Source organism: Permianibacter aggregans (assembly GCF_009756665.1).
GTDB classification, from domain to species: Bacteria; Pseudomonadota; Gammaproteobacteria; order Enterobacterales; family Permianibacteraceae; genus Permianibacter; species Permianibacter aggregans.
In genome coordinates this window covers 3,009,138-3,034,261 of the sequence record NZ_CP037953.1, presented here as the reverse complement: position 1 = coordinate 3,034,261, position 25,124 = coordinate 3,009,138, and the positions used below count along the sequence as shown (strand labels likewise).

The window sequence follows — 25,124 nt, the reverse complement described above, 5'->3', positions numbered from 1 at the left end:
TGAATCAGCCTCGCAAATCATCAAAAAATTTTTTCACGCCATCAAACCAGGAGCTGGCGCGCGGATTGTGCGAGTTTTCGGCTTTGACCGACTGCTCGAATTGCTCCAGCAACTCTTTCTGTTTGCTGCTCAGGTTAACCGGCGTTTCGACTGACACGCGACACATCAAATCACCCGGCGTGCCGCCGCGCATTGGTTGCACACCTTTGCCGCGCAAGCGGAACAATTTGCCAGTTTGCGTTTCGGCCGGCACTTTCAGGATCACGCGGCCATCAAGAGTGGGCACTTCCACTTCGCCACCGAGGGCAGCGGTACCGAAACTTATTGGCACTTCGCAGAAAAGATTGTTTTGTTCGCGCTGAAAAATCGGATGTTCGCGGACATGGATGTGCACATACAAATCGCCGCTGGGTGCGCCGGCGATACCGGCTTCACCTTCGCCGGCCAGACGCATCCGGTCGCCACTGTCGACGCCTTTCGGAATATTGACCGACAGCGTGCGTTCTTTTTGCACACGGCCTTGACCATGACAACTACCGCAAGGATCTTTGATCACAGTGCCGCGACCATGACAGTTCGGGCAGGTTTGCTGCACCGAGAAAAAGCCTTGCGACATGCGCACCTGGCCATGGCCACCACAGGTCGTACAGGTCGTCGGTGACGAGCCTTTTTTTGCACCGGAACCGTTACAGGTATCGCATTTCGACCAGCTCGGTACGCGCAACTCCACTTTCGTGCCGCGCACCGCTTCTTCCAGGGAAATTTCCAGGTTATAGCGCAAATCGGCGCCACGCGCCGCACGTGAACCACCGGCGCCACCACGACCACCACCAAAGATGTCACCAAAGACATCACCGAAAATATCGGAGAACGAGGCGTTGCCGCCAAACGGATCGCCGCCACCACGACCGCCCATGCTCGGGTCGACACCGGCATGACCGAAGCGGTCGTAGGCCGCGCGCTTCTGGCTATCACTCAAGACTTCATAGGCCTCGGTGATTTCCTTGAACTGTGATTCGGCTTCTTTCGAATCCGGATTACGATCCGGGTGATATTTCATCGCCAGTTTGCGGTAAGCCTTTTTCAGCTCCGCTTCGTCGGCGCCTTTTTCGACACCCAGTACTTCGTAGTAATCGCGCTTTGCCATATCTTCTTGATTTCATTGAGCCGTACAAAGCGTTGCCCGGTTTGGGTAACGCGCAACACCGGCCGGCATTTCTCCGGCCTTGATAACGACAACAGCGGCACTGAAGTCCGCTGCGTCGTGATCGGTTTTTGACGGACGTTATGCCGTCAAGCGACAAGCTTATTTCTTGTCTTTGACTTCCTCGAACTCGGCGTCAACAAACTCGGCATCCTTGGCACCGTCTTGGGCGCCTTGTGCCCCTTCAGCGCCAGCACCTTGCTGAGCTTGTTGCTGCTGATACAGCTTCTCACCGATTTTCGAAGCAGCCGCGGTCAGGGCTTCGGTCTTGGCATCGATGGCGGCTTTATCGTCGCCCTTCAACACCGCTTCCAAATCCTTGATCGCTGCTTCAATCGCGGTTTTCTCGCTGTCTTCGACTTTGATCGACTCATCGCTCAAGGCTTTCTTGGTCGAGTGAATCAAGGCGTCGGCACGGTTGCGCGTTTCGACCAGCTCCTGGAATTTTTTGTCTTCCTCGGCGTGGGCTTCGGCATCGCGCACCATCCGCTCGATTTCATCTTCCGACAAACCGGAGTTGGCTTTGATTTCGATTTTCTGCTGTTTGCCCGTGGCTTTATCCACCGCCGTCACATGCATGATGCCGTTGGCGTCGATATCAAAGGTCACTTCAATTTGTGGCACACCACGCGGCGCTGGCGGAATACCGCTCAAGTCGAATTTACCCAGCGACTTATTCTGAGTAGCCATTTTGCGTTCGCCCTGCAACACATGGACGGTTACCGCGCCCTGGTTGTCATCGGCGGTCGAGAACACTTGCGATTTCTTGGTCGGAATCGTCGTGTTCTTTTCAATCAGCGTAGTCATGACGCCACCCATGGTTTCGATACCAAGGCTCAATGGCGTTACGTCGAGCAGCAAGACATCTTTAACATCGCCCGCCAACACGGCGCCCTGAACGGCGGCACCAACGGCAACCGCTTCATCCGGGTTAACGTCTTTGCGCGGCTCTTTACCAAAGAACTCGGTAACGATTTGCTGCACTTTCGGCATGCGGGTTTGGCCGCCCACCAGAATCACCTCGTCGATATCTTTGACGTTGACGCCGGCATCCTTGATCGCAATTTTTACCGGCTCAATCGTGCGCTGAATCAGTTCATCAACCAGCGATTCCAGTTTTGCGCGGGTCAGCTTCAGCACCAGGTGTTTTGGACCGGAGGCATCAGCAGTGATGTATGGCAGGTTGACTTCGGTTTGCTGCGACGAAGACAGTTCAATCTTGGCTTTCTCAGCCGCTTCTTTCAGACGCTGCATCGCCAGCGCGTCACCATGCAGATCCATGCCGGATTCTTTCTTGAATTCGGCGCAGAGGTATTCAATAACGCGCAAGTCGAAGTCTTCACCACCGAGGAAGGTGTCACCATTGGTCGACAGCACTTCAAAGGTTTTTTCGCCATCGACTTCACCGATGTCGATGATGGAAATATCAAAAGTACCGCCGCCCAAATCGTAGACGGCAATTTTCTTGTCGCCTTTGGCTTTGTCCATGCCGTAGGCCAGCGCGGCCGCGGTCGGCTCGTTGATGATGCGCTTGACTTCGAGGCCAGCAATTTTGCCGGCGTCTTTCGTGGCTTGACGCTGGGAATCGTTGAAGTAAGCCGGCACGGTAATGACCGCCTCGGTAATGGTTTCGCCGAGGTAATCCTCAGCGGTTTTCTTCATTTTCTTCAGCACTTCGGCGCTGATTTGCGGTGGCGCCATCGGCTTGCCATCGACTTCGACCCAGGCATCACCGTTTTTCGCTTTGACGATTTGGTAGGGCACCATCTTGATGTCTTTTTGCACGACGCTGTCTTCAAACTGACGGCCGATCAAACGCTTGACCGCGTACAGCGTGTTTTTCGGATTGGTCACCGACTGGCGCTTGGCGCTCTGGCCGACCAGCGTTTCGCCATCTTTGGTGAACGCGACAATCGATGGCGTGGTGCGACCGCCTTCGCTGTTTTCGATCACGCGGACATTCTTGCCGTCCATGATCGCGACGCAGCTGTTGGTCGTGCCCAAATCGATACCGATGATCTTACCCATAATGTTTTCTCCCGATATTTCACTGGCCGGCCCGCCCTATCGGGAGCGGAACACCGGCAATTCGAACTCTTGCACTGTAAGTGGGGTTTTTATTGACGAGATCAAGCGTTCTCGTCGATTTTCTGTACAGGACCACGCGACACGATGACGCGGGCCGGACGCAGCAAACGGCCATGCAGCGTGTAGCCTTTCTGCAGCACCATCAACACGGTATCCGGCGCGACATCGGCATTCTCTTGCGCGACCATCGCTTCATGTAAGTCCGGGTTGAATGGCTGGCCTTGCGCCTCAATGGCTTTGACGCCGAATTTCTCCAGCACCGACAGCAATTTGCGCTGGGTCAGCTCCATGCCTTCGGCAACCTTTTTCGCCTCATCCGATTCCAGGTTCAATTGCAGGCCCTGATCGAGACCATCGAGCACTTCCAGCAGCTCACCACAAAGCCGCTCGACGGCGAACTTGGCACTGTTCTCGGCATTGCGCTCGGCCCGGCGCACCAGGTTTTCGGCGTCGGCCTTGGTCCGCAGCACCAGGTCCCAATTCTGCTTGGCCTTTTCCTCGGCACTCGCCAAATCGGCTTTCAGTTTCGCAACGTCTTCGCTTAAATCACTGTTTTCATTGAAATTATCGTTGTCAGCAGGTGCGACGCCCTCGGTATCCGGCGTAGGCTGTTCGGTACTCATTTACTCCCCTCGTATCAATGGCAAGCACGCGGCTAACCCGCGCGCATACGAATCTCATTGCCGTATGTGGGGCTATTCGGATGGGTTTCAACCCGTTCGGGGAAAGTTTGTTCAGCGTTCTTCGGTGGTCAGCGCCGAAGACAATAAACGCGCCGTGATATCAACAACCGGAATCACCCGTTCGTAGGCCATCCGGGTTGGGCCGACCACGGCCAGCACGCCGCCATTTATGAAACCCAAACTGCAATATCGTGAACTTAACCGGCTGCCCAGCTTCCTCGCGCTATCATCGGACTCACGAAGCTTAAGGGAGGGCTTGAAGAGCTGATACAGAACGATACAAAGCGGTACATTTTTCTACTTTCCTTTCGAAAACCATTTCCAATAAGATTCCCGCTCTTTTCTCTCATAAGGGACACATAAAAATGAGCATGAAGCAATCTATAACAATATTTCTCTTTTTTCTCGGAACAATGGGTGCGCACGCAAATGAACTTATTGTCAATGCGTGCGAGGTCTGTTCGGATAGCCAAATGGCATTATTGGCGCGCAATTCCGGCACCGATTGGGCGGTTTCCAGCGGTGATGTGATTGTAAAGGATGTATACATAATTAGAGCCAGTGACAATGAAGTAAAACGGTTTCTCGTTACTTCGCAGGAAATTTACCAGCACGGCGAACCGCTGGTTTCCACTACTCTCTCCAATGCTACGCCTAACGTTAACATTGCATATGAGATAAAATCAGCGCTCGATTTTGTGGTGGGCAAAAATGAACCTCCAATTGACTATAATGAGTTGCCAGGACTTGTGGGCTACACACCCATCGGTTCGGCGCATGAAGTTGTTGTGCCCGGTGGACGTTTAAACAACTTTACACAGCAGTTGAATGCCTATGTGAATTCGGTTTTACTGTCCTCGCCGCGTTCAGATACTTTTTGGCAAACGGTCAAAGGAGTCATTGGTCTAAGCTGGGTTGGTGTCCGCACAATTAAATTCCCTGACGGCACTACTATTAAGGTGAAATTCAAGGGCATTAATGTTGAAAATGGCGAAACACAGATCGAAGTAGAAGTAAATATCGGTAGTGCAAAAGACGGGGAGTTTGACGTCCCGATTACACAGCTTGAAGCACAAAACTTCTTATACACAAGTGTATCAGGTGAACGGTTAGAACGCTTTTTGTGGACTGCGGCAATGCACGGGATACCGATCGTCAGGGGTGGTGGCGGTACAGTCGGAAAATACTGCTATTGGGACGGGGAAAAAATTCAATGCCGAAAAACCACGCAGTAATCTCCATTTAATCTGACTACAGCAAGGGCACAGAACGCTGTGCCCTTCTTCTTTAGCATGATGACAGAAATTCTGGAACAAAAAGACTTGGAGACGAATTCTTAATTCTGCCCCCCCTCTTAAGTCATAAAGAATAGACCAGTACCGCACAAGACTTCCGGCGCAAACTGACTCAATTGAATGGTTAAATCCGCGTTCAGTTATTTTGGCGCTACAGGAGACCCAAGCAATGTTCAGAAGAACCGTCTCTTCTATCATAGTGGTGATACTTGCATCACTCGTTTGGCGATTTTTCACTCCGTCGCAGCTTGCGCCAAGCGTAAATCAGAAAAATCAGGCTTACCCTGCTTGGGTTTCATCCGATGAGGGCGCGACACCAGATTCAACTAATGGAAATTTTCATGTAGCGGAAAATCAATTTACCGATAAAGCGGAAGAATCTGGTGATTGCTATACATCATCAGCAATAGTTGAGAAGTTCGAAAAGATTGATGTTTCACGCAAAGCCATGATGTCGTTTCCAAGTTTACCCAAGACCAACCGGGAAACGTACAGCTCCTACAACATAAAAAGCCTGAAAAAACTCGTCGAACAGGGTGATGTTTACGCTATGTTCGAGTTGGCTCATATTTACTCTGTGGAGTACTCGAGAAAAAGATTTGCACTAACGTCCCCCCCTATGCGTAACGATATCGATTTATTTGACGTTGAAGAACTACAGTCAACGTCCCGTGAGTTATTTATACGAGCCGCGGAGAACGGATTGAACGAAGCGGTTTCAGGAATTTTACTCGTTCTCCCTTCATGCATAACGTGCAATTTCGAAGATCAATCCGTAAAAGATAAATACCTTGAACATCTGAAATGGGAAATACTTAATAAAAGCCGAGGAATTACTGTTGTATCGGCAGAGCCGACGGACTCACCTCAACCACGCTGGGTCTTTCCCCGTGACTTTGAGAGAACTAATTCCACAAAGGTAAAAGAAGAACTCATTGTGGAACTGGAGGCACTTCTGAAAGATCTCAATTTAAAACGGAAAGCCAATAATGTGGCCCCCTATCTCTTGGGTAGAGAAATTTTGGATTATGCGGGAGTTTCCCTTATTCTGAATGAAAGGTGCAAATCCTCGGAACGTTAAGTCGATCTGCAAAAACTCAACTTTCATTACAAACACTACCTTTTCACCTATTGTTTATTCTGGCGTCAACGCCGAGGATAGTAATCGGGCGGTGATATCAACAACCGGAATCACCCGTTCGTAGGCCATTCGGGTTGGGCCGACCACGGCCAGCACGCCGACCCGTTCGCCGTCGACGGTGTAAGGCGCGCTGACCACCGACATGTGTTTCAGCGACGGGTCGCCGGCTTCTTCGCCGATGAAAATCTGGATACCGTCGGCCGCCAAACACTTATCGAGAATAGTCAGGATTTGCTGCTTGTGGCTGAACGCTTCGAACAGTTCGCGCAAGCGGCTGTATTCTTCCGGCTCGGCCAATTGCAGCAAGTGCCGTTCGCCGGAAACATGCAGATCATCGCTGACATCGGTGGATTCCAGCGCCGCTTCGGCCACTTTCAATAAACTGCCAAGCATCCGATCGAGCGCGGCCCGCTCGGCTTTCAAATTGCTGACCAGATTGCGCCGCGCCTGTTGCAAATCCTGACCAGCGAAATGCTGATTGACATAGTTGGCGGCCTGCTGCAATTCATCACGAGAGTAATCGCGATCGGTGCTTAAGATGCGGTTCTGCACTTCCCGATCGGATAGCACCAGCACCGCCAGCACCCGGCGCTCGCCTATCGGCAGGAATTCCAGATATTTCAGTGTCTGCACCTGACGCTTCGGCACACGCACAACACCGGCCATATGGGTCACTTCCGACAGCAGGCTGCAGGCGTGAGCGAGAAGGCTGCCTGTTTCCAGCTCCGGTTTCAGTTGTGAGCGCAGCTGGGCAATTTCGCGTTCGCGCAGCGGCTGCACGGTCAGCAATTGATCGACGAACAGACGGTAGCCGAGAGTGGTCGGCACCCGGCCAGCGGAGGTGTGCGGCGTTTGCACCAAGCCGAGTTCTTCCAGCTCGACCATGACGTTGCGCACGGTCGCCGAGCTGATGCCAAGCTGGCTCGCTTCGGCCAATGTCCGCGAGCCGACCGGCTGACCGTCGCGCAAATATTGCTCGACCAGTACTTTCATCAGGGCCTGAGCTCTATCGCTGAATGCTCTCGTCATGATTACCTTACCGCTTGTATCACGCCCCCAGAGTATCGAACTTGGGGGTAGATACGGAAGGCTTCAATAGCTCAGCTTGAATGACTGTCAGGCGGCGGCACCTTGAACCAGGCCGCATACATCGCCGGCAGCACCAGCAAGGTCAGCACCGTCGCCACCAACAGACCGCCCATGATCGCGAACGCCATCGGCCCCCAGAACACAGAGCGGGTCAGCGGAATCATCGCCAGCACGGCCGCCAGCGCTGTCAACATAATTGGGCGGAAGCGGCGCACCGCCGAGGTGACAATTGCGGTCCACGGATCAACGCCATGCGAACGCTCCTGCTCGATTTGATCGACGAGAATCACTGAGTTACGAATGATCATACCGAACAGTGCAATGACACCAAGCATCGCGACGAAACCAAACGGTTGCTGGAACAGCAGCAGGAACATCGTCACACCAATGAGTCCAAGCGGCGCGGTCAATAGCGTCAGAAACATCCGAGAGAAACTCTGCAATTGCAGCATCAGCACCGTCACGATAATGACGATCATCAGTGGCATCTGAGCATTGATCGAGGCCTGAGACTCGGCGCTTTTCTCGATGCTGCCGCCGATATCGATGCGATAGCCGAGCGGCAGCTTGGCGCGAATCGGATCCAGCAACGGATTGATCTGGTTGGCAACATCCGGCGCCTGCACCGTGTCCGGAATATCGGCGCGCACGGTAATCGTCGGCAGCCGATCACGGCGCCAGATCAAGCCTTCCTCGGCCTGCAATTCGATGCGGGCAATTTGTGATAGCGGCACAAAGCGCCCTTGGCCAACATGGATGTTCAGATCTTTCAGCTTGCTCAAATTGCCGCGCTCGGCATCGGTCGTGCGCGCGACAATATCGATCAACTGATCATTCTCGCGGTACTGGGTGATGGCAAGACCGGTCAACTTGGTTTGCAGATTCAGCGCCAATGCCTGCGTGGAGATGCCAAGCGCGCGAGCTTTATCCTGATCCACGTCCAGGCGCACGCTTTCGATTTTTTGATACCAATCGAAATTGACATCACGAGTGAACGGATTGGCGCGCATGACGTCAGCGACTTCGGCGGCAATGGCGCGCACCGTGTCGTTGTCATAGCCAGAGACGCGAAACTGCACCGGATAACCAACCGGTGGCCCGTTCGGCAAACGCGAGACGCGTGCTCGGACATTGGCAAAATCGGTCGCAAACAAGGTCCGTAAATCATCAATCAGCGCTTCGCGGTCTTGCAAGGATTTAGCGGTGATGACGAACTCAGCTAAGTTGGTGTGCATCTGCTGTTGATCGAGCACCAAGACAAAGCGCGGACCGCCACCGCCGAGATAAGCAACAAAATTATCGATGCGCGGGTCGTCTTTCAGGTAGTGCTCCAGTTCTTTTGCCTGGGCTTCGGTAGCCAGATGTGAAGAACCTTCCGGCAACCATAAGTCGACAATAATTTCCGGACGAGTCGAATCCGGAAAAAACTGTTGCTCGACAAAACGGAAACTGAACACGGAAACAAAAAATACCGCGACGGTAACGCCAATCACCAGCCAGCGATGTTGCACCGACCAATTTACAGCCACTTCAAAGCGCTGATAAAACTGATCGGTGTAGTGTTTGAATTTTTTTCCGATTGCTGACTTTGGCTCCTCATCGTGATGATGAGCCAAGCCCTCCGGAAGTAGCTTGTAGCCAAGGTAAGGCGTGAAAATCACCGCGACAAACCAACTGACCAACAAGGCAATGGCGACAACCGCGAAAATACCGAACGTATATTCACCGGCCGCCGATTGAGCCAAACCGACCGGCAGGAAGCCGGCCGCCGTGATCAGCGTGCCAGTCAACATCGGAAATGCCGTGCTCTGGTACGCAAAGGTCGCGGCTTTTATCCGATCCATGCCTTGTTCGAGTTTCAGCAGCATCATTTCGACGGCAATGATCGCGTCATCGACCAGCAAACCGAGCGCAATAATCAATGCACCGAGTGAAATTTTTTCCAGATCGATGCCGATGATGCGCATGAACATGAACACGGCCGCCAGCACCAGCGGAATGCAGAGCGCGACCACCATGCCGGTGCGCAAACCCAAACTGAAAAACGACACCAGCAGAACAATCGTCACCGCTTCGGCCAACACCCGAACAAACTCGTTGACCGAGCTTTTCACGACGGCCGGCTGATCGGAAACCTTGTGCACATCGATGCCGATCGGCAACTGGGTCAGCATCCGAGCCCAGGTTTGGTTCAAGCGCTTACCAAGCGCAAGAATATCTCCGCCGCTACGCATCGACACGGCAACACCAATGGCCGGCTCGCCTTGAAAACGAAACCGGACGCCGGGCGGATCTTCGTAACCACGATAAACGCGAGCGATATCGCCCAAACGGAAAATATGATCGGCGGCTTGAATACCAATTTCGCGAATATTCTCGACCGAATCGAAACTGCCGGTAACACGCAGGAACACCCGATCATCGTGGGTCACGACATCACCGGCTGGTGTCATGATGTTCTGCGCCTGAAGTGTGTCGATGATCAGCGCCGGATTCAAACCGAGCGTGGCCAGCTTGGCATCGGATAATTCGATATAGACTTTTTCCTGCTGGACGCCGAGCAGTTCAACTTTCGCGACATCGTTGACACGCAGTAATTCGCGGCGAATTTTCTCGGCGTAATCGCGCAGCTCCGCATGGCTGAATCCATCGGAGGTCAGTGCATAGATATTGCCGTAGGTATCGCCGAATTCGTCATTGAAGAACGGGCCAATGACACCATCCGGCAAGGTATGCCGGATATCGCTGACTTTCTTGCGCACCTGATACCAGGCATCCGGGACCGTGTCCGGGTCGACACTGTCTTTCAACGACACAAAAATGAACGCCTGCCCCGGCTTGGTAAAGCTTTGCACGAAATCGAGCCCTGGCGTTTCCTGGATTTTTTTCTCCAGCCGCTCGACCACTTGTTCAGACAACTCGTTGGCGGTGGCTCCGGGCCAGACCACGTTGACGACCATCGCACGAAAGGTAAACGCCGGGTCTTCGGCGCGACCGAGTTTCACGTAGCTGAACACGCCGCTGAGGGCAATCACAATCAGAAAGTACAGCACCAATGTTTGATGCTTCAGCGCCCATTCGGAAAGATTCGGCCCACGCATCACGGCGCTTCCATCAGGGCAACGTGCTGACCTTCAACCAAACGATTGACACCGGCGGTAACCACCCGTTCGCCACCATTCAGGCCGCTTAAGATCACCACGTCGTTGTCGTAGAACTGGCCGATACTGACTTCCCGCAAACTGACTTTTTCGTCATTACCGACGATCCAAACCATTGGCTTGGCACCAATTTGATACAGCGCCGTCAGGGGCAACTTGATACCCGCATTGGCCACGCCTTTCAGGCTTACCGTCGCGGTCATGCCAAGCTGTACGGCGTCGTCCGGATTGAGAATGCTGATGCGGGTCGTGTAAGTACGGGTGACGCGATCGGCGTCCGGGGCAATTTCTCTGACTTTACCTTTATAGGCCACATCCGGATTGGCCCAAAGAGTGATCAGGATTTCCGCGGCTTTTTTCAGTTCGTCGATGCGCGACTCCGGTACATCGATGGTGATTTCTCGTTCACCGGCTTTGGCCAGCGTCATCACCGGCTGGCCAGCGCCGACCACCTGCCCGACTTCGGCCTGAATGGCCGTGATCACACCAGCGGCATCGGCAGTCAACTGGCCGTAGCTGGCCTGATTATCGAACACCCGGCTTTGCGCCAGCGCTTGCTCATACTGTGCCTCAGCGACTCGCAACGCGGTTTCAATGCGTTTGAAATCGAGCTCGCTGACCAACTTCTTCTCGCGTAGCTGCACATAGCGGTCGTATTCGGCCTTGGCTCTGGCCAGCTCCGACTCGGCGGCATGACGCGCCGCCTGCTGGCTGGCCGCGTTCAAATTCAAATCTTCCAGCTCCAAACGCGCCAACGTCTGCCCTGGCTTGACCCGGCTGCCAACATCCACTCGTCGCTCGGCCAGCTTGCCATTGACCCGGAACGACAGCGGGGTGACATAGCGGGCCACGACTTCACCGGAGTAACTGACTTCTGGCGCCAGTTGTTCCACCGTGGCGACAACGGTACGGACCGGTCTGGCCGGTGTGGTGTGTTCGGCGTTCGGTGAGCAAGCCACCACGAGTAGCAGTGACGCCAGCAGAGAAAGCGTGCGCATAGAATCCCCAGCATGCGTTGATACCGGCATCGGTATCCGGTTAATGGAAAGCCAAAGCAAAAGCCGTTCGATGGCGATCAAACGGCTTTGGACATATCGGACCAGATCCTGACACATAAATGACGAATCGTCAAAATCAAAATCCGAAGACGCTCATGTCGCTAAGCTCCCACAATGGGACGCGATCGCATAAGCATCGCGACCAATCGTCATCCGCTCAAGGTAGGCGAACTTCGGTGCTTCCGCTACACTGGCTGAACACTCAGGGTCTGGCACGAAGGCACCAAACTGGCGCCGACCGGTCAGACTTTCCCTCGTCATTTTGCTGGAGTTTTGGCTTGCGCTTTCCGGTTATCGGCATCATTGGCAAACCGCACCATCAGGGTGCTGCAGAAACCATGCTGGCTTTGCGGGAATTCCTGCAGGCGCGTGGCCATCAGGTGCTGACCGAAGAAGTCTGTGGCAAGGCGCTGAGCCTGCCGGCCCGCGAACGGGTGCCGATTTTGAGCCTCGGCACCCAGTGCCAGCTGGTCATCGTCGTCGGGGGTGATGGCTCGATGCTGCACGCGGCCCGGGCGCTGTCCAATTTCGATATCCCGGTGCTCGGCATCAACCGTGGTCACCTGGGCTTTCTGACCGATATCTCGCCGCTCGATTTCCGCGAAAAAGTCACCGAGGTGCTGGAAGGCCAATACACCATCGAAAAACGCTTTCTATTGGCGGCACGGGTGCTGCGCCATGAAGACCCGGTGGCCAGTTCCGAAGCGCTGAACGATATCGTGCTCTACCCGGGCGAAATCTCGAAGATGATCGAGTTCGAGGTCTATGTGAACGATCAATTCGTCTACAGCCAGCGCTCGGACGGTTTGATCGTCACGACCCCGACCGGGTCGACGGCCTACGCGCTGTCGGCTGGCGGCGCCATCATGCACCCCAGCCTGAACGCGGTGGCGCTGGTGCCCATGTTTCCGCACACACTGACCGCACGGCCGATTGTGCTCGATGGCGATTCGAAAATCGAAATCGTCGTCGCCGCCAGCAACCGCACCAATCCACAGCTTTCTTGCGACGGGCAGGTACATATCAAAGTGCAGCCGGGCGATTCCATTGTGATCAGCAAAAAGCCGGAAACGCTGTGGCTCGTGCATCCGGAAGGCCACGACTATTACCATGTGCTGCGCAATAAACTGAACTGGGGCAGCAAGCTGTAAATCATCCAGGGGCTGTTGACCTTTGCCAATTCACTGCGTTGCCGCCCAGAAAAACGTCAGGCAAGGCGCGAGGAGAGAAGTTTAGTGACTCTAAATAAACGACGAGCAACGCCGCATGGTGTTTTTCTGGGCGGCAACGCAGTGATTTGGCAAAGATAAACAACCCCTAGGGAGCATGCGCGTAAATGGTATTTCCAGACTGGCCCGGCATACACGGCTTTCTGGCGCTGGCACTGGCCGGCGTCGCGCTGTATTTATTTCGGCGCGAAGATATCCGTCTGGAATCGAGTTGCCTGTTCGTACTGATCATCATGGCCACCGGCCTGACGTTTTTCCCGTACGAAGGCCCGGACGGCAAACTCGACGCGATCGGTGTGTTCCAGAATTTTGGCAACGAAGCGGTGATCACGATATGCGCACTGATCATGGCCAGCACCGGTTTGTCGCGCACCGGCGCGCTGGAACCGCTGGGCCGCATTCTCGCCAAGTTCTGGCGTTTTAGTCCGAGCCTGGCGCTGCTGGTGACCTTGATCCTCGTGTCCTGCATCAGCCCATTCACCAATAACACACCGGTGATGATCGTGCTGATTCCGGTATTGGTCAGCTTGAGTTTGCGCGCCGGTGAGTCACCGAGTTCGGTATTGCTGCCGGTCAATCACGCGACACTGCTTGGCGGCAGCATCACGACCATCGGCACCTCGACCAATCTGCTGGTGGTCGACATGGCAACCCGGCAGGGCTTGCCGCATTTCGATATTTTTTCGTTCGCGGTGCCGGCCGCGATCGGCGCCGGTATCGGCATCACCTATTTGTGGCTGATTGCGCCGCGCCTGCTGCCACCACGCAAAGTGGTCGTGCAAACGGTGCCGCGTTTGTACAGCGCGCAATTGCATGTGTCGGCAAAAAGTTTCTGCGCTGGCCGCACCGTCAAAGAGGTCAGCAAAAAAGTCGGCAAGAATTTGAAGATCGAAAAAATTCTGCGTGGCGAAGACATCACGATCCAGGCGGTACCGCAGGCGATGATTTGCGAAGGCGATCGTCTGTTTGTGCTGGCCCGTGCTGAGCACCTGAAAGAATTCGAGCGCGTACTGCATGTCACGCTAATTCCCGGCAAGCTGAAAAACCGCGATACCGAAGCGATACCGAGCGAAGATCAGCAACTGGCCGAAGTGGTCATTCCGCCGAACTCAACGCTGGTCAATTCCACGCTGAAAGATGCCCGCTTTCTTGAGCGCTACCGCGTAGCCTGCCTGGCCTTGCATCGCGAAGGCGCACGCTTGGATTTGCCGGAGCGTTCACTGTCTGATGAACCGCTGCATGTTGGTGATGTCTTGCTGATGCAGGGTGGCACCGAGCAGATGCGCAAAATCAAACATGCCGGCGACTTGCTGGTGCTGGACGGTACACTTGATTTGCCGCGTACCCGGCAAGCGCCATTGGCCGTGCTGATCATGGTGTTGGTGGTGGCCTCGGCGGCCATGGAATGGTTGCCGATCAGTATCGCGGCGCTGTTTGGCGTGCTGCTGATGGTGATGACCCGCTGTATGCACTGGCATGAAGCAGTGCAGAGCCTGAGCTTGCAGGTGGTGCTGGTCATGGTCACCAGCCTGTCGCTTGGCAATACCATTTTGTATACCGGTGCCGCCGATTTCATTGCCAAATTGTTCGTGACCTTGAGTTTCGGGGCGCCGGTCGTGGTGATTTTGTCGATCATGATGCTGCTGACTGCGATGTTCACCAATATCGTTGACAATAACGCCGCAGCCGTGATCGGCACACCAATTGCCATCATCGTCGCCCAACAGCTGGGCGTCGACCCGGTGCCGTTTGTCGTCGCGACGCTGTTGGCCGCGAACCTCAGCATGGCGACACCGATGGCCTACAAAACCAATATTCTGATCTGGAATGCCGGCGGTTATCTGTTTAATGACTTTGTTCGTGCCGGTCTGCCGCTGCTGTTATTGCTGTGGTTTACCTACTCTATCGTCGTACCTTGGTACTATGGTTTGCTCTGAATATTCCGGCTTCTGCTTTCCGCTTGGGTGTTTACGCGTACTTGTACAACCGGCGCCTGGCGTGGTTTTTCGCTTGCAAACGAAACAAAGCTCTGGCTACCATCGAAATTCCGTCAGTCGAGCGCGGAAGCTGTCGTGGTGACGGTGACCAGGAAAATGGTAAGTCAGGGGAACAGGCCTGATCGCTTGGCAGCGGCGTATCCCGAGCACGCCGTCTTTCACGTTCAAATGGAGCAGTAAGATGAACGACGTCAGAATCATCAAAAAATACCCAAACCGTCGTCTCTACGATACGGCCATCAGCAGTTACATCACCTTGCATGACATAAAAGAATTGGTGATGAGCTACACGCCGTTCAAAGTCGTAGACGCGAAAACGAGCGACGATTTGACCCGCGCCACGTTGCTGCAGATCATTTCGGAAGAAGAAGAAAAAGGTACACCGATTTTCAGCACCGACATTCTGTTGCATTGCATACGGATGTATGGCGACTCGATGCAGGCAATGGCTGGCCGGTTCCTGGAACAGAGCATGAAACTGTTCGAGAACACCCGCCGTGACGCCACCGACCCGATGAAAGCGATGTGGCAGGCCAATCCGCTGCAATTCATGCAAAGCATGGCCGAGCAAAACCTGAATATGCTGCGCACCATGCAACGCAACTTCTTCAATCCGGAACCACGCGCCAACAAGAACGAAGAAGCCACCGAAGAATCCGACAAGTCCTGAAGCGCCGATCTAAGCTACCACCGCCGATGCCAGCCATCGGCGGTGTCGTTTTCCGGCCTCGATTTTCTCTGGCGGGGTCGGGTTGCAATCCGGTTGCCGGCTGCTAGGTTTTAAACACCTTGGCTGCCGCCGGAGACTCCATATTGGCCATCCCGTCCCATCCCGCCACCTTCCCATTGTCTAATCCCTTGCACCGCAGGCAGAGCCGCTGATGGCTACGGCACTGACCATTCTGGTCGTTGAAGACGACCCATTGCAGAACGAGGTGCTGTGCACGTTCATTGCGTCGAACGGCCATCAGGCCCTGGCCGCGTTCAATGGCAGCGATGCGCTGGCCCGCTTCAGCGAAGTCCTGCCGGATATCGTGCTGATCGATTACGACCTGCCGGACATTAATGGCGAGCAACTGGTCGCGGCGTTACGGGCAAAAGCCGAGCGCTGGGTGCCGATTCTGTTCCTGAGCGCCACTCATTCGGTCGAGGTGCAGCGCGATTGCCTGCTGGCCGGCGGCGACGACTTCATCACCAAGCCGTTCGATTACCCGCTGCTGGCTGCCAAGATCGCTGCGATGTGCCGGATTGCGCTGCTGCAGAAACACATCGGCGAACAAAACGAACAGCTCTCCGACCATATCAACCGGGCCAAGCAGGAAAACGAAGCGGCCCGCTATCTCTACGACCGACTGATCCGCAGCCAGCACCCGCCGCCGGAATATGCACAACACTACGTGCTGCCAGCCGAACAGTTCAGCGGCGATTTGCTGGCGTTCAATGTCGGCCCGAATGGACATTTGTACTGGCTGCTTTCCGATGCCACCGGTCATGGCCTGTCAGCCGCGATTTCGCTGATCCCGGTCACGCAAGTGTTTTACTCAATGACCAGCAAAGGCTATTTGCTCAACGCCATCATTGGCGAAATGCACAAGCAACTGCGCCAGTACATCCCGGCCCATCGCTTTGTGTGCACCTTGGCCATCGAACTCGACCCCGACCGCAACAGCCTGATGATCTGGAATGGAGGTATGCCCGATGCCTTGCTGACCAATGGCGAAGGCGCCCTGCATCGGCGCTTTTGCTCGCTGCATCTGCCACTTGGTTTGCAGGGTGCCAGTGGTTTCGATAACCAGGTCGAGCAATGCCAGTACCCGGACGGCGCCATACTGTTTGCCTGTTCCGATGGCTTGCCGGAAGCGCGCAATACCAGCGGCGAGGAATTCGGCACCACCCGCATTGAGAATGTGCTGCTCGGCCATGATGGCCCGGCCGAAATGGCCACGCTGCAACAGCGCCTGCAGCGCTTTCTGCAACAGCAGCCAGCCCATGATGATGTCGCGATGCTCTGGCTGCGCTTGCCAACATCTCGGGCCATGCCGACCAGTCACAACGCCGGCGCCGAGCGCCAACGTCTGGCCGCCTGCGAATGGCGACTACGGCTCTCGGGGCTGCAATTGCAGCATCTCGACCCGGTGCCGCTCGCGACTGAATGGCTGAATCGGATCGGTCTCGCGGCCAATGTGCTCGGCACCGCCCATACCATTCTGGTCGAGCTGGTCAATAACGCCATCGATCATGGCTTACTGGAGCTGTCCAGCGCGCTGAAAGAGGGCGAAGACGGCTTCTCAGTGTATTTTGCGGCGCGCCAACAACGGCTCAGCGAATTGCGCCATGGTGAACTGAAACTGGATTTGGCCATTGAGCCGCGCTTCGATCGCTGGCAGCTGCGCATCCAGGTCACCGACAGCGGCAAAGGCTACGACGTCGCGGCGCTGCGTGAAGGACCGGTGCAAAGCCTGACGGCCAAGTCCGGACGCGGTCTGAAGCTGGTGCATCAACTCAGCGATGAAGTGGAGATTTTGCCGACCGGCAACGCCTGCATCGCCATCCTTCGGCTTTAACGCGATCACGATTCTTCGACTATAAACATAGGGTGCAACGCTGTACCAGCGTGCCCGGTCCTTCCCGCCGGAATCAACACGTCAATCTGGAAATAGAAGATGAAAAAGGTATTGGTCGTAGACGACTCGGCTTCGATTCGACAAATGGTCGGCTACACGCTGAAAACCGCCGGTTATGAAGTGATCGACGCCAACGACGGTCAGCAAGGCCTGGACAAGGCCAACGCCGAAACCGTTGATGCCGTGCTGACCGATCAAAACATGCCGGTGATGGACGGCATCAGTTTTATTCGTGCCTTGCGGGCATTGCCGCAATACCAGCGCACCCCGATTCTGGTGCTGACCACCGAAGCCAGTGAAGAGCTGAAAGTGCAAGGTCGCGCTGCCGGCGCCACCGGCTGGATGGTCAAACCGTTTGATCCCAACAAGCTGCTTGAAGTCATGCAGAAAGTTCTGCCGGAATGAGGCCGGGTACGCATGGCAGTCAGCATCGACCTCAGGCAATTCATTGACGTCTTTTTCGAAGAGACCGACGAGCACCTGAGCGTCATGGAACATCTGTTGTTGTCGATGAACCGTCAGCGGCCGGAACCGGGCGCGCTCGATGCCATTCTGCGCGCCGCCCACTCGATCAAAGGCAGTGCCGGCATTTTTGGTTTTCACGCACTGACCTCGTTAACTCACGTCATGGAAAGCCTGTTCGATCGGCTGCGCCGTGGTGACATCAAATGGCGCGCCGAGCTGGCCGCGCCGCTACTTGACGCCACCGACGTTTTGAAGCAATTGCGCAATAGTTACCGGGCGCAACAACAACCGGATTTAACGCGCTGCAACGACGCCTGCGAAAAGTTAGAGTCCTTGATCGCCGAACACGACAGCGAAGCCATTCCGGACAGTGACGAAGGCTATGGTTTTTTCGCGCCCAGCTCATCGGTGCCGACCAGCGAAGCCTACGGATTCTTTGACACCCCCGCCCCGGCAAACGAGCAACCCAGCGAACCCTCAACTATCGCTGCGCCATTACCCGAACCAGCAGCGGCGCCAGCTACTCAGGTTGAAACCTTAAGTGAAGCGAAAAAACGCCGTAGTGAAACGGCGACGATACGAGTCCATGTCGACAAGATTGATCAGATCATCAACCTGCTCGGTGAGCTGATCATTGCGCAATCGATGTTGCAACAGAGCCATGCCGAAACGCTGGCATTCGATTCACCGCAACAACAGGCGCTGAATTTATTGGAGCGCCACACCCGCCATTTGCAAAGCGCCGTCATGTCGATTCGCATGGTGCCGATTGCCATGGTGTTCAATCGTTTTCCACGCGTCGTGCACGATTTATCCATGCAGCTCGGCAAAGCCGTGGAACTGGAATTTGTCGGTGAGCATACCGAACTGGATAAAAACCTGGTGGAAAAACTCAGCGACCCGTTGACTCATCTGGTGCGCAACAGCATCGATCATGGCATTGAGAAACCAGAGCAACGGCTGCAACAGGGCAAGCCCGCACATGGCACGATCAAGCTTGCCGCGCACGAAAGCAGCGGCAGCATTGTCATCACCATCAGCGATGATGGCGCCGGTTTGAATCGGCAGAAAATTCTGAACAAAGCACGCATGCTAGGTCTTAATGTCAGCGACACGACGCCTGATAAGGATCTGTGGCAGTTGTTGTTCACACCAGGTTTTTCCACCGCCGAACAGGTCACCGATGTTTCCGGTCGTGGTGTCGGTATGGATGTCGTCAAACGCAATATCACCGAGCTGAATGGTCGTGTCGAACTCTCCTCGACACCAGGACAGGGCACGCAGACGACGATACGATTGCCGCTAACGCTGGCAATCCTGGACGGCATGGTCGTCGCTGTCGGTGAGCAGCGTTTTGTCATTCCCGTGGAGAGCATTGTTGAGTCGCTGCAGCCACAGCCGGGTGATGTTCGTGCGGTATCCGGTCAACCGCAGATGATCAATGTTCGCGGCCAGTACCTGCCGCTACTGCAACTGCATCAGTTGATGAACCTGACACCGCAATTTTCTGCGCCAGAACACGCGTTGATTGTCGTGCTTGAACATGAAGGTCAGCGTGCTGCCTTGCAGGTCGATGAACTCTGCGGACAACAGCAAGTCGTGATCAAGAGCCTGGAAACGCACTACAAGAAAGTGGCCAATATTTCTTCGGCAACGATCATGGGCGATGGCCGGGTGGCGTTGATCCTGCACGTCGAACAATTGCTGACCCGCACGCAGGGAGGCAAGGCATGAGCAACACCCAAAATGACCATGTGCTGCCGCAAGAAATTCTGAGCTTTACGCTTGGCAGCGAAGAATACGGTATCAATATTTTAAATGTCCGGGAAATTCGCGGTTACACCGCCGTCACGCCTTTGGCCGATGCCCCGGCGTTTATCAAAGGCGTAATCAATCTGCGCGGTGAAATCGTGCCGATTCTCGATCTACGCATCCGCTTTGGCGTCAGTCAGCCGGTCTACAATGAATTCACCGTCGTGATGATTCTGCAATGGCAACAACGCTCAGTGGGTTTGGTCGTCGACAGCGTTTCCGATGTGATCACGATTAGCCCTGGCCAAATCAAACCGCCGCCAAATCTATCGGCGGCGTTCGACACCCGCTACCTACAGGGATTATTGGCGATTGAGAATCGCTTGATTGTGCTGCTGGATATTGAAGGCTTATTGAGCAGTAAAGACATGGCATTGATCGACGAAACGGATGTGGATCGTGAGGCCATCGAACCATCGAATCAGGAGCAAGAATAATGGGCATTTCCCGTTGGAGCGTCGCCAACCGTTTGATGTTTGGATTCGGTGTGCTGGGCAGCATGCTGATCCTCATTCTGGTTTTTGCGACGCTACAAATGAACGCGGTCAGTCGCCTGCTCGATGATTTGACCACCGACCGCATGCCAACGGTGGCGCGCGCCAATCTGGTGGTCAACCAAATCAACGATATCGCCCGCGCCTCCTACCTGTTGTTTGTCGATACCTCGCCATCGTTTCGCCAGGAAATGTTCGCGCAAATGGACAGCGCCAAAGCCCTGATCGATGAAGAACTGGTGTTGCTGAAAGCGGCGACACGCAGCAGCGAAGGTCTGCGGCTTTACGATCGTCTACAGGATAGCGTACAAACGATGCATCGCCATATTGGCCGCTTGAAGTCCCAAGTCGAAACTGGCCAACTCGATGCAGCCCGTGCCAACGTCGTCGATATCATGCGACCAGCACTGCTCGATAGCATCCGCAGCACCGAAGCCTACATCAACTTTCAAACCGCGTTGGCGCATTCCGAAGCCACGACCTCGAACGATAACGTCCGTTTTACCGAATGGAGTTTGATCATTGTTGGCGCATTGGCGATTGTCATTTCCCTCAGCTTCAGCTATCGCGTTACCCGTTCGCTACTACAAGACCTGGGGGCCGAACCGCGTACGCTATGGGAAGCATCAAACGCGGTGGCGCGCGGTGAGCTGGATTACCCGTTGCATGTCAAATCCGGCGACCAGCAAAGCGTCGTCGCGGCGATGGCGGTGATGCAAACCCAGTTGCAGGAAAACCGACGTAAAGCCGATGAGAATGCCCGTATTCGCACCGCGCTCGATCAGGTCGACAGCGCCGTCATGATCATCGATAACCATCGCACGATCATTTATGCCAATGAATCAATGGTTTCGATGCTGGCCCGTCACCGTAACGAACTGCGCCAGCAGGTCAGCGATCTCGACGAGCAGAAGCTGATTGGCCGGATCATCGACCCGCTGCTGATGCTCGGTACCAGCCCACAGCAGCTATTGGCGCAGCTCGATACTCGCCTGTTCCGCGAAATGCGCATCGGTGCGTTGCATTTTGACATCACGATCAATCCAGTGCTCGATCTACGTAATCAGCGCATCGGTTTTGTCATTGAATGGCAGGACAAAACCCGAGAGCGCCGCATTCAGCAGGAAATCGCGGCCGTCATTCAGGCCACCACGAGCGGGGATTTCAGTGGTCGCATCGATATTGGCAACAAGGAGAACTTTTTCCTGACACTGGCCAATGGCATCAATTCGATGACCGAATCGACGCAATCGGTTTTGAACGATATTGTTCGGGTCATGAGCGCGCTGGGCCAGGGTAATCTGCAGCCACGTATCGAACGTGAATATCAAGGTACATTTGGCCAACTCAAAAACGACGTCAACAACACGATGGATAGACTGCGCGACATGGTTGCTGCGATTCGCGAATCGGCATTCGCGATCGCTTCGGCTTCGGCCGAGTTGTCGGCCGGCAATATCGATCTGTCGGCGCGCACCGAAGAACAGGCCAGTAATCTGGAAGAAACGGCGTCGAGCATGGAGGAGCTCAGCATCACCGTCAAACACAATGCGGATAATGCCAAGCAGGCCAGCGCGTTGGCCCGCGACACCTCATCGCAAGCACAACGTGGTGGCCAGATGGTGCATGATGTCGTCATGACCATGAGTCGCATCAATGAATCGGCACGCAAAATTGCCGAGATCATTTCGGTGATCGATACCATCGCCTTCCAAACCAATATTCTGGCCTTGAATGCCGCCGTTGAAGCGGCACGAGCCGGAGAACAAGGACGCGGTTTTGCCGTCGTTGCCGGCGAAGTGCGCAACCTTGCTCAGCGTTCGGCTACGGCTGCAAAAGAAATCAAACAGCTGATTGCCGATTCGGTCGACCGTATCGGCCATGGCGACAAACAGGCGAGCCAGGCCGGTGAAGCGATTCAGGAAATTGTCGAGTCGGTGCACAAGGTCGCAACCCTGATGAGCGAAATATCGAATGCATCAACCGAACAAGCGCGCGGCATCGAACAAATCAATACCGCTGTCGTACGCATCGACGACACTACCCAACACAACGCGGCGTTGGTTGAAGAAGCGGCAGCAACGGCCGAATCGATGAACGAACAAGCCAGCGCCTTGAAAACCACCGTGGCGTTTTTCAAAGTGGGCAATGAAGCAAGCCAGGAATGGCGCAGCGCACCGGTGAATCCGCGGCGTCATATTCAATCACCGCGTCAAAGTTCATCAACCGGCGCGCGGCAAACCTTGCCGCCACTGCCCAGCAGTGAAGATGATGACTGGGCCGAATTCTGAAACCTCTTCGAAGCGTGAAGACCGGCGACGGGAGTTTCCGTTCTCATCCTTGGATTTCGAGCGGGCACGCACGCTGATTTATCAATTCAGTGGCATTGCCTTGTCGGCCAGTAAAAATGAATTGGTCTATAGCCGCTTGGTGCGCCGGGTGCGAGCTCTGGGTTTGGCCAGCCTGCATGATTACCTGAACCGGGTAGAACAGCAGCCAGAGGAGCGCACGGAATTCGTCAACGCCTTGACAACCAACCTGACCTCGTTTTTTCGCGAGGCGCATCATTTCGAACTGCTGGCAAAATTTCTGCAACAACGCAGCGGCCCAGTGCGTATCTGGACTGGTGCCACCTCGACCGGCGAAGAAGCCTATTCGATTGCCATCACCGCTATTGAGGCGTTTGGTGATTGGCAACCGCCGGTGACGATTATGGCCAGTGATGTCGACAGTCAGGTGTTGAACACCGCTCGTCAGGCCGTGTATCCGATTGGCCAGGCCCGTAACCTGTCAGCGGAACGCTTGCGACAGTTTTTCCAACGCGGCAAGGCCGAGCGCGCCGAGTTGATGCGAGTGAAGCCTGTCGTACAACAACTGGTGCGTTTTTCGTTACTGAATCTGCAGCAAGCGGAATGGCCGCTGAGCGGAAAATTCGATGCCATTTTTCTGCGCAATGTGTTCATTTATTTCGACAAGGGTTCCCAGTACCGGATTCTGCAAAAGGTGAAGAAATTGCTGGCGCCCGATGGCCTGCTGTTTGTCGGGCATTCGGAGACCTTGCCCCACGCCCAGGATTTGTTTCGTTTGCACGGCAAAACCGTGTACCGACACACCGAGGCGCAGCAAGCATGAATGACTCCCGCGATCAACGCTTGCCGCCCGGTCAATACTATGACCCGGCATTTGCCTGCGAAGCAGCAAAGATTTTACCCGGCGAGTATTTCGCCACCCGGCGTGACATGCTGATCGTTACCGTGCTCGGCTCCTGTGTTTCGGCTTGTCTGCATGACAGCCATCAAGGGATTGGCGGCATGAACCACTTTTTGCTGCCCGGCACACCGGACAGCCTGCCGGGTAGCGATGCCTCGGCGCGCTACGGTGTGCATGCGATGGAGTTGTTGCTGAACCAGATGATGAAACTCGGTGCGCAGAAAAATCGGCTGGTGGCAAAAGTATTTGGTGGCGGCAATATGCTGCAAAAAGATCCGCGCGGCGGCGTTGGCACCCGCAACGCCGAGTTTGTGTTGTCGTTTCTGGCCACTGAAAACATTCCGGTGGTCGGCCAGGATTTACTCGCCGACTTTCCACGCAAGGTTTATTTTTTCTCCGCCACCGGACGCGTGCTGATCAAGCGTTTGCGTCGAATCAATAACGATACCTTGTTGCAACGTGAACGTGACTATATCGAACGTTTGCAACATAGCCGGATCAGTGGCGATGTGGATCTGTTCTGAGTGGTGCAGGGAATGACCATCAAAGTCATGATTGTCGATGACTCAGCGATGACGCGCCGGGTGCTGACCGAATTGATCAATGCCCAGGGCGATATGCAGGTGATTGCCGAAGCGCCCGACCCTTACGTTGCCCGCGAATTGATCAAACAGCGCAATCCCGATGTGCTGACGCTGGACATTGAAATGCCACGGATGCACGGCTTGAATTTTCTCAAGCATTTGATGCATGGCCATCCGATGCCGGTGCTGATGATTTCCTCACTAACCGCCGAACGTTCCGAATACGCCTTGCAGGCGCTGGCGCTGGGCGCCGTCGACTACCTGCACAAACCGAACGCGCTACCGAATGAGTCGCTCATCGAATATGGTCAACGTCTGGCCGAAAAGCTGCGCGCGGCGGCAAGCGCCAATCTGAAACGGATCAGTGCTCACGAAGCGCATACTTTACCGAGTGGTCGAGGCATTACCCCGCAAGTGTTGGCGGTCGGTGCGTCAACCGGAGGCACCGAAGCCCTGGCCTCGGTGCTGTCGCCACTCAATACCAGCACACCGCCAGTATTGATCGTTCAACATATGCCGGCCGGATTCACCAAAACCTTTGCTCGCCGATTGGACCAGTTAAGTGCCTTGCACGTGCGTGAAGCCGTTGATGGTGAACCGCTTTCTCCAGGCGTGGCCTTGCTGGCGCCGGGTGGATGGCATTTGCGTGTGCGTCGACAAGGCGGCATCTTGCAGGTGGCGCTTGATGAGCAAGCACCACGTCATCATCACCGGCCTTCCGTGGATGTGCTGTTCGAATCGATCGCATCGAGTTGTGGCAGTCATGCCATTGGCGTGCTGTTGACGGGCATGGGCAAGGATGGCGCTCAGGGGATGTTGGCGATGCATCAGCAAGGCGCGCTGACCATCGCGCAAAATCAACAAAGTTCGGTGGTGTTCGGCATGCCAAAAGAAGCCATTGCTTTACAGGCGGTTGATGCGGTGTTGCCGCTATTGGCCATTGCGCCGAGTTTGAACTCACATTTTCGCTGGAAGACGTAGCGGGAGTCA

20 protein-coding genes are annotated in these 25,124 nt (G+C 55.0%); 13 read left to right on the top strand and 7 right to left on the bottom strand.

Annotation, left to right across the window (positions count from 1 at the left end; translation table 11 throughout):
• Positions 1 to 4 precede the first annotated feature (4 nt).
• The 4 genes from dnaJ to E2H98_RS19480 all read right to left on the bottom strand — a co-directional run bounded on the left by dnaJ (position 5) and on the right by E2H98_RS19480 (position 4,188).
• A complete protein-coding gene (gene dnaJ / locus E2H98_RS13610) occupies positions 5 to 1,147 on the bottom strand; it encodes a molecular chaperone DnaJ (protein ID WP_133591734.1) in 1,143 nt (380 codons plus the stop codon).
• Between the two features lie 159 nt (positions 1,148 to 1,306).
• Entirely contained in the window at positions 1,307 to 3,232 is a 1,926-nt protein-coding gene (dnaK, locus tag E2H98_RS13605) for a molecular chaperone DnaK (protein ID WP_133591732.1), read from the bottom strand.
• 101 nt (positions 3,233 to 3,333) lie between these two features.
• Positions 3,334 to 3,915: a nucleotide exchange factor GrpE gene (gene grpE, locus E2H98_RS13600; RefSeq protein ID WP_133591730.1), complete on the bottom strand. Its 582-nt coding sequence runs from the start codon at positions 3,913 to 3,915 to the stop codon at positions 3,334 to 3,336.
• A 111-nt stretch (positions 3,916 to 4,026) separates the two neighbouring features.
• The gene (locus E2H98_RS19480; protein ID WP_342354333.1) at positions 4,027 to 4,188 is read right to left on the bottom strand and encodes a hypothetical protein; all 162 of its coding nucleotides are present in this window, start codon (positions 4,186 to 4,188) and stop codon (positions 4,027 to 4,029) included.
• 152 nt (positions 4,189 to 4,340) lie between these two features.
• Here E2H98_RS19480 and E2H98_RS13595 point away from each other — a divergent pair, with 152 nt between their 5' ends.
• Together E2H98_RS13595 and E2H98_RS13590 are read left to right on the top strand one after the other, a co-directional pair.
• The gene (locus E2H98_RS13595; protein ID WP_133591728.1) at positions 4,341 to 5,210 is read left to right on the top strand and encodes a hypothetical protein; all 870 of its coding nucleotides are present in this window, start codon (positions 4,341 to 4,343) and stop codon (positions 5,208 to 5,210) included.
• A gap of 229 nt (positions 5,211 to 5,439) precedes the next feature.
• Positions 5,440 to 6,351, top strand: a complete 912-nt coding sequence (locus E2H98_RS13590; RefSeq protein ID WP_133591726.1) for a hypothetical protein — start codon at positions 5,440 to 5,442, stop codon at positions 6,349 to 6,351.
• Positions 6,352 to 6,405: 54 nt separating this feature from the next.
• Here E2H98_RS13590 and hrcA read toward each other — a convergent pair whose 3' ends face one another.
• The 3 genes from hrcA to E2H98_RS13575 all read right to left on the bottom strand — a co-directional run bounded on the left by hrcA (position 6,406) and on the right by E2H98_RS13575 (position 11,659).
• Positions 6,406 to 7,440, bottom strand: coding sequence for a heat-inducible transcriptional repressor HrcA (gene hrcA, locus E2H98_RS13585; RefSeq protein ID WP_133591724.1), 1,035 nt, complete (start codon positions 7,438 to 7,440; stop codon positions 6,406 to 6,408).
• 71 nt (positions 7,441 to 7,511) lie between these two features.
• Positions 7,512 to 10,601, bottom strand: a complete 3,090-nt coding sequence (locus E2H98_RS13580; protein ID WP_133591722.1) for an efflux RND transporter permease subunit — start codon at positions 10,599 to 10,601, stop codon at positions 7,512 to 7,514.
• Positions 10,601 to 11,659, bottom strand: coding sequence for an efflux RND transporter periplasmic adaptor subunit (locus E2H98_RS13575; RefSeq protein WP_157591384.1), 1,059 nt, complete (start codon positions 11,657 to 11,659; stop codon positions 10,601 to 10,603). Before E2H98_RS13575 ends, E2H98_RS13580 begins: the two co-directional genes overlap by 1 nt.
• A 338-nt stretch (positions 11,660 to 11,997) precedes the next feature.
• Here E2H98_RS13575 and E2H98_RS13570 point away from each other — a divergent pair, with 338 nt between their 5' ends.
• The 11 genes from E2H98_RS13570 to E2H98_RS13520 all read left to right on the top strand — a co-directional run bounded on the left by E2H98_RS13570 (position 11,998) and on the right by E2H98_RS13520 (position 25,115).
• Positions 11,998 to 12,870, top strand: coding sequence for an NAD(+) kinase (locus E2H98_RS13570; protein WP_332836031.1), 873 nt, complete (start codon positions 11,998 to 12,000; stop codon positions 12,868 to 12,870).
• 185 nt (positions 12,871 to 13,055) lie between these two features.
• Complete coding sequence (locus E2H98_RS13565; RefSeq protein WP_133591716.1) at positions 13,056 to 14,885, top strand: SLC13 family permease; 1,830 nt, start codon at positions 13,056 to 13,058, stop codon at positions 14,883 to 14,885.
• A 241-nt stretch (positions 14,886 to 15,126) separates the two neighbouring features.
• A complete protein-coding gene (gene phaR, locus E2H98_RS13560; protein ID WP_133591714.1) occupies positions 15,127 to 15,615 on the top strand; it encodes a polyhydroxyalkanoate synthesis repressor PhaR in 489 nt (162 codons plus the stop codon).
• Positions 15,616 to 15,826: 211 nt separating this feature from the next.
• On the top strand, positions 15,827 to 17,509 hold the full coding sequence (locus tag E2H98_RS13555) for an ATP-binding SpoIIE family protein phosphatase (protein WP_133591711.1): 1,683 nt from the start codon (positions 15,827 to 15,829) through the stop codon (positions 17,507 to 17,509).
• A 99-nt stretch (positions 17,510 to 17,608) separates the two neighbouring features.
• A complete protein-coding gene (locus E2H98_RS13550; RefSeq protein ID WP_133591709.1) occupies positions 17,609 to 17,974 on the top strand; it encodes a response regulator in 366 nt (121 codons plus the stop codon).
• Positions 17,975 to 17,986: 12 nt separating this feature from the next.
• On the top strand, positions 17,987 to 19,768 hold the full coding sequence (locus tag E2H98_RS13545; RefSeq protein WP_133591707.1) for a chemotaxis protein CheA: 1,782 nt from the start codon (positions 17,987 to 17,989) through the stop codon (positions 19,766 to 19,768).
• Entirely contained in the window at positions 19,765 to 20,283 is a 519-nt protein-coding gene (locus tag E2H98_RS13540) for a chemotaxis protein CheW (protein WP_133591705.1), read from the top strand. The genes E2H98_RS13545 and E2H98_RS13540 overlap by 4 nt, the downstream gene beginning before the upstream one ends.
• Positions 20,283 to 22,631 (top strand): methyl-accepting chemotaxis protein, encoded by a 2,349-nt coding sequence (locus E2H98_RS19475; protein ID WP_133591703.1) that lies wholly within the window; start codon positions 20,283 to 20,285, stop codon positions 22,629 to 22,631. Before E2H98_RS13540 ends, E2H98_RS19475 begins: the two co-directional genes overlap by 1 nt.
• Positions 22,609 to 23,472, top strand: coding sequence for a CheR family methyltransferase (locus E2H98_RS13530; RefSeq protein ID WP_232475415.1), 864 nt, complete (start codon positions 22,609 to 22,611; stop codon positions 23,470 to 23,472). The genes E2H98_RS19475 and E2H98_RS13530 overlap by 23 nt, the downstream gene beginning before the upstream one ends.
• Positions 23,469 to 24,074, top strand: a complete 606-nt coding sequence (gene cheD, locus E2H98_RS13525) for a chemoreceptor glutamine deamidase CheD (protein WP_133591701.1) — start codon at positions 23,469 to 23,471, stop codon at positions 24,072 to 24,074. The genes E2H98_RS13530 and cheD overlap by 4 nt, the downstream gene beginning before the upstream one ends.
• 12 nt (positions 24,075 to 24,086) lie before the next feature.
• Complete coding sequence (locus tag E2H98_RS13520; RefSeq protein ID WP_198325126.1) at positions 24,087 to 25,115, top strand: protein-glutamate methylesterase/protein-glutamine glutaminase; 1,029 nt, start codon at positions 24,087 to 24,089, stop codon at positions 25,113 to 25,115.
• Positions 25,116 to 25,124: the final 9 nt, after the last annotated feature.